The following is a 13,189-nucleotide window of genomic DNA, read 5'->3' on the forward strand; positions in this document are numbered from 1 at the left end:
TACCTATGAATAGTAATAGACCTGTTCAAAATCCGTTACTATTGTTTTTAATTCCTTTCTAATAATATCCACGAGGCTTCCAATTGTAAATTTTTACCAATGTAGTAAAAGTAAACGCAGGAAATTCCTTAATGGGAGGTATAGTAATGAATAGGATAGGAACCGTTTCAAACTTCCGTCAGATACTTATAATAAGTGCACGAACATCTTTTTTCCATTTTTTGGGAGAGCGTAATTCAAAAGCATCATTGCCTCCTATGGCTATAACAATAAAATCAACTGGTTTTTCTGGAACACCATTTATAATTTTTTCCTGTATCCGTTTTGCGGTGTAGCCATTTTTTACATACACCTTCCAATTGATGTTAAAATTTAATCTACGTGCCAATTCAGTTGCCAAAGTTGCAGTAAAGCCTTCTTTATGCGTGTTCACGCCAACCCCTGTGATGGTACTTTCCCCAACAGTAATTATTCTAAGTGTTCTTTTGGGAAGAAACAGAATTTGGCCCATAATTTCTTTTCGCCTCAGGAAGTCTTAGAACACCAACTTTTATTTTTTTAACTTGAATATCAAGTATTGGCAAAAGCGGAAATGATACAAGTGATCCTAAACTATATGTAACGTTCATAAATTTGTTTAGACCCCTTCTATTAACTCAAGGGGGTAATGTTTTATTCTATACCAATAGCATTATGGCACATCATTTATTTCCCTTTGTTTTCTTTAGTTCAGATTTGCGCATGGGCATCCCGTCTATCAAACTAAAAATAACTTCCGGTTGAACATCAAAAGTCCTATTTAGTTTTACCCCTCCATCTTTTCCGACAAGCAGCACGCCTTTAAAGCCCTTAGAAATTGAAAGGTGGTGGTATGTGGCGTCAGGTGAAAGTTTACTTTTCGCTCTTTTGTAGACAACTACCTCTTTAGGTGTTAATTGGATAATTAAGATTTCTCGATCTTCTAGCGCATCGGCTTGCTTTAAAAATGATTTTAACTGGGAACGCATGGCAGGTGTCTCTATAGTGTCATCCACAAGAAATACAAGCCGATTCTTCCATTGGTAATCAGTTATATTCTGTCCATACAGCATAGGAGCTATTGTCAGTAGAATAATGGTGCTTATGATTTTTGATAAACGCATTTATAGCTAAAACTACATAAAAAAAGCCATCTATCGGAGATAGACGGCTTTCACGTGTGCCTTGGTATTACTTAAAGTTTAGCAAACATTTTATGCATTTTTTCAGACTCTTCTTCGGCTAGTGCTGGGTCAACTAAAATCCTACCACTGTGCTCATCTGTAATAATTTTTTTCCTAGATGCGATTTCTACCTGTACTTGAGGTGGAATTGTAAAGAAGGAGCCTCCGGAAGCACCTCTTTCAATTGGCACCACCGCTAACCCATTCTTTACATTATTTCGGATTCTAGCGTAGGCCTTTACCAAGCGTTCCTCTATTTTCCCTTGATATTTTAAGGATTCCTCTAATAATGCTTTTTCTTCTTTTTCGGTTTCTGCTAAAATAGCATTTAATTCACTTTTCTTGTGTTTTAAATGCGCGTCACGTTCAGAAAGCCGCTCTTTAGTCTCAGAAATTACGGTCTTTTTCTGATCAATTTTGGCTTTAAATTCTTTAATATTTTTCTCAGCTAATTGTATCTCTAACTCTTGAAATTCAAGTTCTTTCGTAATAGAGTTGAATTCTCTACTATTACGAACATTTTTTTGCTGTTCTGTGTATTTTTTTATTAAGGCTTTAGCTTCTTCAATAAGATTTTTCTTAGCTCCAATTTCAAAATTTATGGTTTCCAAATCAGTTTTAAGCTTATCCATTCTAGTTTTTAGGCCTAGGACATCATCTGCCAAATCTTCAACTTCCAACGGTAGTTCGCCACGGACATTGCGTATTTCGTCAACTCTAGAGTCGATTAATTGCAAATCGTACAATGCTCTTAGCTTTGCTTCTACGGACGAATCTTCTTTTTTTGCCATATTTAAAAATACTTGATAGGATTTGTTATACTTTCCGATAAACGGATTGCAAAATTAGGAATTTTTTTCGTAAGATAATCAACTAAAAGGGTTTTTGTAAACTGCTCAGTTTCAAAGTGTCCAATATCAGCTATTATCAATTGTTTTTCTGCTTGGTAAAACTCGTGATATTTTACATCTGCCGTGACAAAAACATCTGCCCCTGCTGCTTTTGCTGCCTCAATAGCAAAAGAACCACTTCCCCCTAGTACAGCTACTTTTTTTATATCCTTGTTTCTAAGTTCTGAGTGGCGTACCACAGAAGCGTTCATTTTATTTTTTAGATAGATTAGGAAGTCTGTCTCAGCCATGGCCGGTTCCAACTCTCCTACCATGCCCATACCAATATGCTGGTTGGTGTTTTCTAAAGTCGTAATTTCATAGGCCACCTCTTCGTAAGGGTGATGTTTAAATAGCGACTCAAGCACCCTTTTTTCTGAATCCTTTGGAAAAGTAACGCTGATTTGAGCTTCCTTTTCATAATGTAGATAGCCAATGGTACCGATGACAGGATTAGCCTTCTCGGTAGCTTTAAAACTTCCGGTGCCTTCTGTACTAAAGCTACAATCACTGTAATTACCAATAGAACCTGCTCCTGCCTCGAATAGCGCTCTTTTAAGCTTGTTGCTGTTTGCCAAAGGAACATAGGTAACCAGTTTTTTAATGGTTTTTTTTTGTGGAATTAAGATGCTTGTATTTATGAGACCTAGGATATCACATATTTTATGGTTAACACCTGAGATAGCATTATCGAGTGCCGTGTGTATCGCATAAATTGCGATGTCGTACTTTATAGCTTTTACTACGGTTCTTTCCACGTAATTTTTGCCAGTGATTTTTTTAAGTCCACTGAAAATAATAGGGTGGAAGCTGACGATGAGGTTACAGTCTTTAGCAATAGCTTCCTCTATCACGTTTTCTAGGGTGTCCAAGGTTACCAGTATGCCTTTTACCTCCATGCCAGCATCGCCTACTAGCAAACCTACGTTGTCAAAATCCTCTGCGTAATCTAATGGAGCTAACTCCTCCAAAACTCGAGCTACTGCGTTTACTGTCATTTTCCGAAAAATATAAGGTTATCAAAGATAAAATATTATAATTTCGTTCTAATGCAACTGTTAAGAAAACTTCTTTTTCCCATTTCTCTAATCTATGCTTTGGTTGTTTTTGTACGTAATCGCCTATATGATATGGATGTTTTCGGTTCGACCACTTTTTCTGTAAAAACTATTTGCATTGGAAATTTAAGCGTTGGTGGTACAGGAAAAACCCCAATGACCGAATTATTGGTACGCTCATTAAGTCCAAGATACAAAATAGCAGTGCTTAGTAGGGGGTACAGAAGAAAGTCATCAGGCTATATTTTAGCTACTGCAACCAGTCAAGTTGCGGATATAGGGGACGAACCCTTTCAGTTATTTTCTAAGTTTCCGAAAATTACTGTTGCCGTGGATGCAGACAGAAAAAATGGTATTGAGCAATTGCAAAAGGAAATAAAACCAAACCTTATTTTATTGGACGATGCTTTTCAACACAGAAAGGTAAGCCCAGATTATGCCATACTGTTAACGACTTATGACAACCTTTATTTTGATGATTGGTATCTACCTACCGGAAATTTAAGAGATGTGAAGTACGCCGCTGAAAGAGCTAATTGTATTGTGGTAACGAAGTGTCCTGAATTTCTGGATAAAAACAAGCAAGAAGCGGTAAAGAAAAGAATAAACCCGAAGGAGCATCAAACCGTCTTGTTTGCTTATTTGTCGTATGGGAATGAGGTGATAGGAATAGAGCGTAGCTTGTCATTAAGCGATTTTATAGACAAGGAGGTGAGCTTGGTAACAGGTATCGCGAATCCTAAGCCCTTGGTTTCCTATCTAAAATCGAAAGGGATTGGCTTTGAGCATCTGGCATATAAAGACCATCACTTTTTTTCTAAAGACGAAGTGGAAGTTCTCAAACGTAAGAAATGTATTTTGACTACGGAAAAAGACTATGTTAGGTTAAAAGATGATTTGGATAATCTATTCTACCTTCCTGTAGCACACTCATTTTTAGGGGATGGGAAGATGATTTTAGAACAGGAGCTGGAGGCGCTCATGCATCGCTAATCTTCTGCTTTTTATCAAATATGTTTTCTCCAATTTTTTGATAGAATATTTCTGGTTTAAAAGGCTTGGTAACCACGTCATCACAACCGGCGGCATAAAAACTTTCCAAACTATCGTCTAGTGAAATTGCGGTTAGGGCAATGATGGGTGTGCGTTGGTCAAATTTACGTATTTGTACAGTAGCTTCCTCGCCACTAATACCTGGCATATGAATATCCATAAGAATGGCATCGTAAACGTTTTCCTTTGCCAGTATAACAGCATCTTCTCCATTACTGGCAATATCGCTGGTAATCTCTTTTTTACTTAGCATTTTTTTAGTAATCACTTGGTTGATTTTGTTGTCTTCCACTATCATCAGGTGAAGTCCTTTAAAGTCATAATCACGTTGGGTGATTTCAAACGTAATATCCTCCGACAGGTCGTCTATACTTTTCATGTCTATTTCAAAGGAAAAGGCGCTTCCTTTGTCAAGTTCGCTCTCTAGGTGTATTTCACTATCGAAAAGACCTAGCAAGCTTTTAACGATGGTTAGTCCAAGGCCTGTTCCTCCGTATTCTCTATTGATTTGAATTGAACCTTGTTCAAAACCTTCAAAAATACTTTTTTGTTTTTCTTTAGAAATACCGATACCATTGTCCCTTACTTCAAAATAAATTTTCACATCTTCTTTGTACTTATGTAATAATTTAGTGACAACAGTAACTTGGCCATCTTTGGTGAATTTAATGGAATTTCCTACCAGGTTCATGAACACTTGAGAAAGTTTTAAAGGGTCGCTCATTAAATGACCGGGAATACTATCGTCAAATTCCAAGATGAGTTTGGTATTATTCGCTTTTGCACTTTGCTGTAGCGACTCCATGACTTCATTTATGATTTTCTTTAAATTGAAATCCATATTCAAGGGTTCCAATTTATTGGCATCTATTTTGTTAATGTGGAGAATATCATTGATAAAATTCAAGAGGTAATCGCCTGAAAATTTTAAGGCCTTTAAATGTTCCTTTTGATGTTCTTCCGGCTCTTCTTCTAGCAGCAAATGGGTGAGTCCGGTCACGGCATATAAGGGGGTCCTTAGCTCGTGGCTCACGGTAGATAAGAAATTAGTCTTTGCTTCCATGGCTTGTACTGCGCCATCCCTTGCTAGTTGGAGTTCCTTGTTTTTGGTGTACAGAAGGTCATTTGTTTTTACTTTTATTTGATTATTTCTAAAAAGGGAAACCGCTAAGAGAGAAATAATAATCAAAAAGGCCGATGCTAGAATGGCGGTAAGTTCCGATCTGTTTTGGGATTCGGTAAGCTCATCTACCTTGGTCTCCAAACTAACGATTTGATTGGTTTTTATATCATCCCGTATTTTGTCCGCCGTTTTGACTTCTACTTTAAGTTTTTCAACATTAAAAATGGAATCGTTGATTTGAAGTAGGTTTTGGCTATTTGTATACGCATTTTCATAGCGGCCCAATTGTTCATAGATATTCGTAAGAAGAAGGTTTGCCTTTTTCAACTCCATAAAGAAGCCGTTGGTATTCGCCATTTTTAACGCGTATTCTCCATTTTTTGCACTTTCGCTCAAGTCTCCTTTTTTTAAATAGAGCTCTGCAAGCCCCAAGTAAGCTTGAGTGGTTAAAAAATCTTTTTCGTAGATGTCCGTATTTACTATTAGGGAATTAAGGTTTTTGGTAGCACTTTCGTATTTTTCAAGATTCAGATACACCTTCGCTTCTGCCAATAGGATGTTATTAAAAAAATTCCTGTCGTTATTCAACTGCTTAGCTTTTTCCAACATGGCTAGCGCTTGAAAATTCTGGTCACTCCTGTACAACAAAATAGCCTCAATATATTTGTGAATGGCATCGCCATAAGGGTAGGCGGTATCTTTTAAAAGAACACTGGCCCTATCCCAGTAGAACTGCGTGTCTCCTTCTCGGTCTAATTTAAGATAAAGAATGGCTAGTTCGTGATAAGAATCTATGAGTGCTTTTACGTCTTCGTTTTTTTCGGCTTCTGCCGCCGCCTTGTCTAATGTTTCTAGTGCAAGGTCTATTTTGTTTTGGTTTCTAAGGTTACGCGCTTCGTTTAGGTAAGGTGCAACATCTTTATAGGGCGTTGTTTCTTGGGCAACGGCAAACATTCCAAAGCCTAAAGCTAGGAGTATTACCATAATGTAATGTAGCCTCTTATATAAAAATGGAGGATTCAAATAAATTGTTTCTTGTTCATAAAATTGATAAGGTCTATAATTCTGCTGCTATACCCCGTTTCATTGTCGTACCATCCAATAATCTTCACCATTTTTCCTATTACAGAGGTCATCTGTGAATCAAACGTACAAGAATGATAACTATTGTTTATATCGACGGACACAATAGGATCCTCGGTGTAAAATAGTATGTTTTTTAATTCGTTTTCAGAAACACGTTTAAAAGTATCGTTAATTTCTGTAATACTTGTCTGTGTTTTAACATTAAAGGTAATATCCGTTAAAGAGCCGTTTGGAACAGGAACCCTAATGCCACATCCGCCAATAACATTTGCTAATTCCGGAAAAATACTAGTGAGTGCTTTTGCAGCACCGGTGGTTGTGGGAACAATGGATTGAGCCGCTGCTCGTGCACGTCTTAAATCTCGGTGAGGTTGGTCATGTAAACTCTGATCGCTTGTGTAGGAGTGGATGGTAGTAATGTAGGCCTGCTCAATGCCACAAAGATTGTTGATTACCTTGATCATAGGTGCCGCATTATTGGTGGTACATGAGGCATTTGAGATAATGCTGTCTTCTTTTGTTAAGGTTTCCTCGTTTATGCCAAAAACTATCATTTTAATGTCTTCCTCCTCGGGCGGAACGCACAGGATTACTTTCTTTGCTCCATTCTTTAAATGATGACTGAGCTGCTCACGGGTTTTGAATTTACCGGTACATTCCACAACTACATCCACAGTTTTTTCTTTCCAGTTTATGTTCTCAGGATGAGCTTCACTTGTAAGCCTGACCATGTGGTCGTTAACGATAATATGCTGGCCATCAAACCCTATTTTGGTAGATAGGATACCGTGAATACTATCATACTTCAAGAGATGGGACAAGGTTCTAGTGTCTGACAAATCGTTGATTGCAACGATGTTAATCTGGGGATATTCTTGTGACAATCTAAAAAAGGTCCTCCCTATTCGCCCAAACCCATTAATTCCTACATTGATTTGCTTCATAGGAAATAATTTACCTTTTTTCTAATCATTAGGTACCCAGTAGTACTACAAAATTTGGTTGCTATAGGCTGTTTGAATCCATTAGCGTTTAGGCACTAATGGATTTTTTTCAGTGGCTACAGTAAATGTTTATGCGCTTTATAAGATGACCTTACCAGAGCACCACTCTCTACGTGTCTAAAGCCCATTTCCAGTCCAATTTCCTCATACTTTTTAAACTGGTCTGGTGTTATAAATTCTTTTACTGGTAAATGTTTTTTAGAGGGTTGTAGATACTGCCCAATAGTAACCACATCCACGTTAACATTTCGTAAGTCTTTTAGCGTCTGTATGACTTCCTCCTCTAACTCGCCAAGACCTAGCATAATACCAGATTTAGTCCTGTTTATGCCATTGGCTTTTAAATATCTTAAAACTTCTAGACTACGTTCGTATTTTGCTTGTATACGGACTTCACGGGTGAGCCTTTTAACGGTTTCCATATTGTGGGAAACCACTTCAGGGGAAACCTCTATAATACGGTCCAAGTGTTTTTCTATACCTTGAAAATCAGGTAAAAGGGTCTCCAAGGTCGTTTCTGGGTTCATTCTTCTGATGGCCTGCACCGTTTCTGCCCAGATAATGGAGCCCATATCCTTAAGGTCGTCGCGATCTACTGATGTGACAACCGCATGTTTTATGCCCATTATCTTTATGGAACGTGCTACTTTTTCAGGCTCGGCCCAGTCCACATCTTCCGGTCTTCCGGTCTTCACACCACAAAAACCGCAGGATCGGGTACAGACATTTCCTAAAATCATAAAGGTGGCAGTACCCTCTCCCCAACATTCTCCCATATTGGGACAGCTACCACTAGTGCATATAGTATGCAGGTCATATTTTTCGACCAGACCTCTTAATTGGGTGTATTTTTTACCTGTCGGAAGTTTTACCCTCAACCATTTTGGTTTGCTTCTTGAAGGAGCTACATTTTCTTTTACTGCTACAGACATGCCTCTTTTTTATGCAAATATACGAACTAAATCACTTATTTATGGACTGATTCTTGGCTTTTGATTACTAATATCTGTAGTGAAAATTATAGTTTATAGCTTAGTTTTTGCTAGAAATAATTTCAGCCAACAGTTTCTTTGCGCGGAGTAGTTTAACCTTGATGTTGTTAATGGGTTCATTCAGTTTTTCTGCAATACCTGCGTAACTAAGTTCGTTGATGTATCTTAGGTTGATGACTTCTTGATAGTGTGGTTTTAATTTTTTAATGTCACGAAGTAAATTTGTTAAGTTCTGTTCTTGAATCAAACGGTCTTCTATGGAAGGTGTGTCGTCCAACATTTTTTTTATAGCCTCCCCATTTTCTCTGGTATCCAGGATATTCCTTTTTCTTTTACGAACAAGGTCTATGTGTATGTTCTTGGAGATGGTAATGAGCCAGGTTTTAAAAACGTAGGTATCTTTGTATGTGTTTATTTTGTCAAATGCTTTGGAGAAGGTCTGAATCGTAATGTCTTCTGCATCATTTTCATTTTCCGTACGCTTCAGTTGAAAACCGTAAACATCGTTCCAAAACGTATTCAATAAATTGCTAAAAGCAATCTGATTGCCCATTTTGGCTTTGTTGATGGTCTCTGCTATATCCTCAGTTTTATTCAATGTTCATTTTGTATCATGATTCTGACAACACTAAAAAATTTCACGCCTTAAACAATACTGTCGTTTTCACAATCTTGTTCACTTGGTAGTTTGCCACACATGCCACATGCTTCGCCATCTTGATTAAGAAACGGACTTTGACTGGCGCATGTTCCTGCAAATTCGCCATCTTTTTTTGCCCATATTTTAATAGCGATGCCTAAGAAGGCAAGTCCCAAAAGTCCAATAGTAAGAAATAGAAGTTTCATCCGTATATAAATTCAAAAACCAGTTAATATAATGTTAGATATAGCAGCCGATACTAGCAATAGTCAGTACGAAGATATATTGATAGGATTCACTTCTAAACTGATACAAAGATATAAAAATAAAGCCCCGATACAGGGCTTTACAATTACTTTAATAGCGAAGTTTAGTAGGCAATATTGGCTACTATATTTTCTACCGTAGGGTTTTGATTACCACCCTTTGGCTCAATGGTGATATACCCAACAGCATTCTTAGCATAAGGCAAGGCTAAAAGGTTGTCGCTTTTCGTTGCTTCTTCTATAATACCAAGATTTAACATTTCTCCGTTTACTTCGGCCCACATTTGAAAACATTGATCTTCTGGAAGATGAGGTAATTTTTTTACATTTATGTAGGAGAGTTTTTTAACTGGATTTATATATGCTACGGCTTTTAGCTCCTTAGCATTGTTATTTCCTCTTACGTTATACTTTTTGGTTTGTGGATTATTGAGTACAATGAATTGGTTTCTAACATCCTCTAATTGTTGTTTCATATCCTGCTCCAACAATTTTATCTTGTTACTTACCATGTTGTTTTCTTCTTGTAGACTCTGATTCTGATTCCAGAAGAAATAAGAAGCACTCGCGAACATACATGCTGCAACGCTTGCGGCCATTGCATATCTAAAGAACTTTCGTCTTCCTGCTCTTTCGGAACGGATTCTAGCTATTATTTTTTCTTTGAGTCCGTCAGGTGTCTGTACCGCATGAAGTTTAGCGTAGGTCTCCAAATTTTCCTGAAGCTCGTTGTACACCTTTCTTACTTCAGGGTACATGGCAATATATCTTTCTGCTTGTAAGGTTTCCATTTCGGTGGTGTTACCCAAGAGGTAGCGTTCCAAAATGTCCGATTCTAAAAATGTTTTTATTTTTTCTACCATCATAATAAATTTAACAACAGTGCTACAGTTGGCGGGCCATATATCTTACGGAGTTCACGAAGGCCAATTTTAAGTCTGGATTTGATGGTTCCCAAAGGGATATCCAGTTCTTCACTAGCTTCTTGTTGGGTCATTCCTTGAAAAAAGAGGGCGTCCAATACGATTTGATACTTGTCCTCTATCTTATTCAAATGCTCCTGCATGTCCATAAGTTCAGGCTTGGTACTTTCTACACCTATGTTATATACGTCAGAAACGTCTATTTGGATTTCCTTGTCGGTTTTTGCGTTTACACTTCTTAGCTTATCAATAGCTGTATTCCTTGTAATTCGAAAGAGCCAGGTAAATAATTTTGCTTTTGAGGGGTCGTAGGTGTCTGATTTCTTCCAGATTTTAACAAAGCTTTCCTGCAGCACATCTTGGGCAAGATCATCACTACGGACCACTTTCTTGGCCACCCCAAGTAGGGTGTCGCCATAATTGTCATACAAAAGTGATATGGCTTTATCATTTCGTTCCTGTAATAATTCAACAATATGTTTTTCCAGTAGTGTGCTCATAAAGAGGTGCTGAACTTTTTAGGTTTAAACATCTAAATAGCTGGTTAATCCGTTTATTCTTTAAACGCTAATTTATAAAATTGATTGTTAAAGCAGTGTTATCTGAAAATATATATACTTTTTAAGTATGCGGCTGGTAACTGCTATTTATTTTTTGGTAAGCATGTTATTGCCTTAGGAATATTAATTGTGAGGGCTATTTTATTAGATTTACTTCTGGTGTAATCTTAATTTGGAACTTTTTTTCTACGGCATTAATTATAGTATCCGCTAGATTCAGTATTTCTTTTCCTGTGGCATTTCCATAATTCACCAAGACCAAGGCTTGGTTTTTATGCACGCCGGCGTCCCCAAATCGTTTTCCTTTAAAACCACATTGTTCAATGAGCCATCCTGCTGGTATTTTAAACTGTGTATCGGAAATTTTATAAAATGGGGCCTCTGGGTTTTCTTGGCTAAACCGTTCAAACGTGTTTTGGTCAACAACTGGATTCTTAAAGAAGCTACCACTGTTTCCTAGCTCCTTTGGGTCGGGTAACCTCCTGTTTCTGATGTTTATGACAGCATTAGAAACCTCTTTTATGTTGGGTCTTGTGATATTATTATTTATTAATTCGTCCTCTATGGCGCCGTAGCTGGTGTTAAGATTATGGTTTTTTCTTGTTAGTTTAAGCGTTACCGAGGTAATAATATACTGGTCTTTACCCTCGTTTTTGAAAAACGATTCCCGGTATCCAAACCTGCAATCCTCTTTGGAGAAGGTCACTAATTTATGTGTGGTTCTCTCCATAGCCTCACAACTAACGAAACAATCTTTTAGTTCTGTCCCGTATGCACCAATATTTTGTATGGGTGCTGTGCCCATGTTTCCTGGGATAAGGGACATGTTTTCTAAGCCACCATACCCATGAGTTAAGGTCCATAATACGGTTTCGTGCCAGTTTTCTCCAGCCATTACGGTTAAGGTCACGTAGTTATTGTCCTCTGAAACAACTGAAATTCCTTTGATTGCGATATGGATAACCACCCCATTAATATCTTTGGTCAGTAGCATATTACTGCCACCGCCTAAAATAAATTTGGGTAGAAATTCATCCCGCTTTAAGATTTGCCTTAATTCATCTACCGTTTGTACCTCTACGAAAAATTTGGCTTTCGCATCTATTCCGAAAGTATTGTAGGCTTTAAGGGAAAAATCTTTTTTGATTTTCATCAACCTATATAGCTTTTAAGTGCCTCTCCAAGAATATGGACCGCTCGTTTTAAGCTGGTTTGGTCTAGTACGTAGGCAATTCTTATCTGGTTTTTTCCTAGGCCCGGAGTTGCGTAGAATCCACTTGCTGGAGCTACCATCACCGTTTCATTGTCTACCCTAAAGTCTTCTAACAACCATTGTGCAAAGTCATCCGCATCTGTTATCGGTAATTCTACAATACAGTAAAAGGCTCCTTGGGGTTTGGCTACTTCTATACCTTCAATTTTTTCAAGTTCAGAAATAAGTAGATTCCTTCTTTGGAGGTATTCAGTTTTTACATCGTCAAAATAGCTTTGTGGGGTATCCAGTGCAGCTTCTGCTGCTATTTGTGCATAGGTAGGGGGGGAGAGGCGTGCCTGTCCAAATTTTAAGGCAGTTGAAATAACTTCTTTGTTCTTGGAAACCAAAAATCCAATTCTGGCTCCACACATACTGTATCTTTTAGAAACCGAATCTATGATGATTGCATGCTCATCCAAACCTTCCTCTTGTAAAATAGAATAATGTCCCTCCTCGTTATACGTAAATTCCCTATAAACTTCATCTGCAATTAGATACAGGTCGTGTTTTTTGACAATCACAGCTAATTTTTGAATTTCTTCTTTACTGTATAGATAACCTGTTGGATTTCCAGGGTTACAAATGAGTATTGCTCTGGTCTTAGCTGTAATTAGTTTTTCAAAATCTTCTATAGGAGGTAGTGCAAAGTTATCCTCAAGTTTAGAAATAACAGGGACTACCTTTACTCCGCAAGCAGTGGCAAAACCGTTATAATTGGCGTAAAAAGGTTCTGGTATTATGATTTCGTCATCGTTATCTGCAATGGTGCTCATCGCGAAAGCTAGTGCTTCTGAACCACCTGTGGTTACGATGATGTCGCTTGCAGTAACGTGAATTTGGTGTTTTTCGTAATAGCCAGCAACTTTCTCCCTAAAGCCTTCTGAACCTTCCGTACGGCTATATTCCAACACTGTAAGGTTGTTGTTCTTTACAGCATCCAGAGCTAGTTGTGGTGTTTTTATGTCTGGTTGACCAATATTAAGATGGATTACCTTTGCACCTTTTTTCTTTGCGTTTTCTGCAAAAGGAACTAGTTTTCTTATTGGGGATTGTGGCATGGAAAGCCCTTTTCTAGATACTGATGGCATACAATCTTTTTTTTACAAAAGTGATAAATCATAACCGATATTACAAAGG

At 37.7% G+C, this 13,189-nt stretch carries 14 protein-coding genes; 1 reads left to right on the forward strand and 13 read right to left on the reverse strand.

Features of this window, described 5'->3' with window-relative positions; translation table 11 throughout:
* Nucleotides 1–178: 178 nt before the first annotated feature.
* From Q360_RS26735 to Q360_RS0114455, 4 genes are all read right to left on the reverse strand, one after another.
* On the reverse strand, nucleotides 179–511 hold the full coding sequence (locus tag Q360_RS26735; RefSeq protein ID WP_245603270.1) for a GDSL-type esterase/lipase family protein: 333 nt from the start codon (nucleotides 509–511) through the stop codon (nucleotides 179–181).
* A 190-nt stretch (nucleotides 512–701) separates the two neighbouring features.
* Nucleotides 702–1,142, reverse strand: a complete 441-nt coding sequence (locus Q360_RS0114445; protein WP_027077716.1) for a DUF4174 domain-containing protein — start codon at nucleotides 1,140–1,142, stop codon at nucleotides 702–704.
* 71 nt (nucleotides 1,143–1,213) lie between these two features.
* Nucleotides 1,214–1,993 (reverse strand): zinc ribbon domain-containing protein, encoded by a 780-nt coding sequence (locus Q360_RS0114450; protein WP_027077717.1) that lies wholly within the window; start codon nucleotides 1,991–1,993, stop codon nucleotides 1,214–1,216.
* Between the two features lie 2 nt (nucleotides 1,994–1,995).
* The gene (locus Q360_RS0114455; protein ID WP_027077718.1) at nucleotides 1,996–3,090 is read right to left on the reverse strand and encodes a Nif3-like dinuclear metal center hexameric protein; all 1,095 of its coding nucleotides are present in this window, start codon (nucleotides 3,088–3,090) and stop codon (nucleotides 1,996–1,998) included.
* Nucleotides 3,091–3,141: 51 nt separating this feature from the next.
* Here Q360_RS0114455 and lpxK point away from each other — a divergent pair, with 51 nt between their 5' ends.
* Nucleotides 3,142–4,143 (forward strand): tetraacyldisaccharide 4'-kinase, encoded by a 1,002-nt coding sequence (gene lpxK, locus Q360_RS0114460; protein ID WP_036196067.1) that lies wholly within the window; start codon nucleotides 3,142–3,144, stop codon nucleotides 4,141–4,143.
* Here lpxK and Q360_RS0114465 read toward each other — a convergent pair.
* The 9 genes from Q360_RS0114465 to Q360_RS0114505 form a co-directional block, all read right to left on the reverse strand.
* Nucleotides 4,130–6,310 carry a tetratricopeptide repeat-containing hybrid sensor histidine kinase/response regulator gene (locus Q360_RS0114465; RefSeq protein WP_036196068.1) on the reverse strand — a complete coding sequence of 727 codons (2,181 nt, stop codon included), beginning with the start codon at nucleotides 6,308–6,310 and terminating at the stop codon, nucleotides 4,130–4,132. The genes lpxK and Q360_RS0114465 overlap by 14 nt on opposite strands.
* Before the next feature lie 35 nt (nucleotides 6,311–6,345).
* On the reverse strand, nucleotides 6,346–7,356 hold the full coding sequence (gene gap, locus Q360_RS0114470; protein ID WP_027077721.1) for a type I glyceraldehyde-3-phosphate dehydrogenase: 1,011 nt from the start codon (nucleotides 7,354–7,356) through the stop codon (nucleotides 6,346–6,348).
* A 116-nt stretch (nucleotides 7,357–7,472) separates the two neighbouring features.
* Nucleotides 7,473–8,348, reverse strand: a complete 876-nt coding sequence (gene lipA, locus Q360_RS0114475) for a lipoyl synthase (RefSeq protein WP_027077722.1) — start codon at nucleotides 8,346–8,348, stop codon at nucleotides 7,473–7,475.
* A 100-nt stretch (nucleotides 8,349–8,448) separates the two neighbouring features.
* On the reverse strand, nucleotides 8,449–9,006 hold the full coding sequence (locus Q360_RS0114480) for an RNA polymerase sigma factor (protein WP_027077723.1): 558 nt from the start codon (nucleotides 9,004–9,006) through the stop codon (nucleotides 8,449–8,451).
* 47 nt (nucleotides 9,007–9,053) lie between these two features.
* Nucleotides 9,054–9,254 (reverse strand): hypothetical protein, encoded by a 201-nt coding sequence (locus tag Q360_RS0114485; RefSeq protein WP_027077724.1) that lies wholly within the window; start codon nucleotides 9,252–9,254, stop codon nucleotides 9,054–9,056.
* Between the two features lie 164 nt (nucleotides 9,255–9,418).
* Nucleotides 9,419–10,177: an anti-sigma factor gene (locus Q360_RS0114490; protein WP_027077725.1), complete on the reverse strand. Its 759-nt coding sequence runs from the start codon at nucleotides 10,175–10,177 to the stop codon at nucleotides 9,419–9,421.
* Nucleotides 10,177–10,737, reverse strand: coding sequence for an RNA polymerase sigma factor (locus Q360_RS0114495; protein ID WP_027077726.1), 561 nt, complete (start codon nucleotides 10,735–10,737; stop codon nucleotides 10,177–10,179). The genes Q360_RS0114490 and Q360_RS0114495 overlap by 1 nt, the downstream gene beginning before the upstream one ends.
* A gap of 196 nt (nucleotides 10,738–10,933) precedes the next feature.
* The gene (gene murB / locus Q360_RS0114500) at nucleotides 10,934–11,950 is read right to left on the reverse strand and encodes a UDP-N-acetylmuramate dehydrogenase (RefSeq protein ID WP_027077727.1); all 1,017 of its coding nucleotides are present in this window, start codon (nucleotides 11,948–11,950) and stop codon (nucleotides 10,934–10,936) included.
* Nucleotides 11,950–13,140: a pyridoxal phosphate-dependent aminotransferase gene (locus Q360_RS0114505; protein ID WP_027077728.1), complete on the reverse strand. Its 1,191-nt coding sequence runs from the start codon at nucleotides 13,138–13,140 to the stop codon at nucleotides 11,950–11,952. The genes murB and Q360_RS0114505 overlap by 1 nt, the downstream gene beginning before the upstream one ends.
* Between the last annotated feature and the right edge of the window lie 49 nt (nucleotides 13,141–13,189).

Origin of the sequence: Maribacter antarcticus DSM 21422, from assembly GCF_000621125.1 — a bacterium.
GTDB lineage: Bacteria > Bacteroidota > Bacteroidia > Flavobacteriales > Flavobacteriaceae > Maribacter > Maribacter antarcticus.

Bases quoted from the DNA above. Each gene is read 5' to 3' on its own strand.
- Q360_RS0114445 (WP_027077716.1), bottom strand. From the start codon at position 1,142: ATGCGTTTATCAAAAATCATAAGCACCATTATTCTACTGACAATAGCT.
- Q360_RS0114465 (WP_036196068.1), bottom strand. From the start codon at position 6,310: ATGGTAATACTCCTAGCTTTAGGCTTTGGAATGTTTGCCGTTGCCCAA.
- gap (WP_027077721.1), bottom strand. From the start codon at position 7,356: ATGAAGCAAATCAATGTAGGAATTAATGGGTTTGGGCGAATAGGGAGG.
- Q360_RS0114485 (WP_027077724.1), bottom strand. From the start codon at position 9,254: ATGAAACTTCTATTTCTTACTATTGGACTTTTGGGACTTGCCTTCTTA.
- Q360_RS0114450 (WP_027077717.1), bottom strand. From the start codon at position 1,993: ATGGCAAAAAAAGAAGATTCGTCCGTAGAAGCAAAGCTAAGAGCATTG.
- Q360_RS0114495 (WP_027077726.1), bottom strand. From the start codon at position 10,737: ATGAGCACACTACTGGAAAAACATATTGTTGAATTATTACAGGAACGA.
- lipA (WP_027077722.1), bottom strand. From the start codon at position 8,348: ATGTCTGTAGCAGTAAAAGAAAATGTAGCTCCTTCAAGAAGCAAACCA.
- Q360_RS0114455 (WP_027077718.1), bottom strand. From the start codon at position 3,090: ATGACAGTAAACGCAGTAGCTCGAGTTTTGGAGGAGTTAGCTCCATTA.
- Q360_RS26735 (WP_245603270.1), bottom strand. From the start codon at position 511: ATGGGCCAAATTCTGTTTCTTCCCAAAAGAACACTTAGAATAATTACT.
- Q360_RS0114505 (WP_027077728.1), bottom strand. From the start codon at position 13,140: ATGCCATCAGTATCTAGAAAAGGGCTTTCCATGCCACAATCCCCAATA.
- lpxK (WP_036196067.1), top strand. From the start codon at position 3,142: ATGCAACTGTTAAGAAAACTTCTTTTTCCCATTTCTCTAATCTATGCT.
- Q360_RS0114490 (WP_027077725.1), bottom strand. From the start codon at position 10,177: ATGGTAGAAAAAATAAAAACATTTTTAGAATCGGACATTTTGGAACGC.
- murB (WP_027077727.1), bottom strand. From the start codon at position 11,950: ATGAAAATCAAAAAAGATTTTTCCCTTAAAGCCTACAATACTTTCGGA.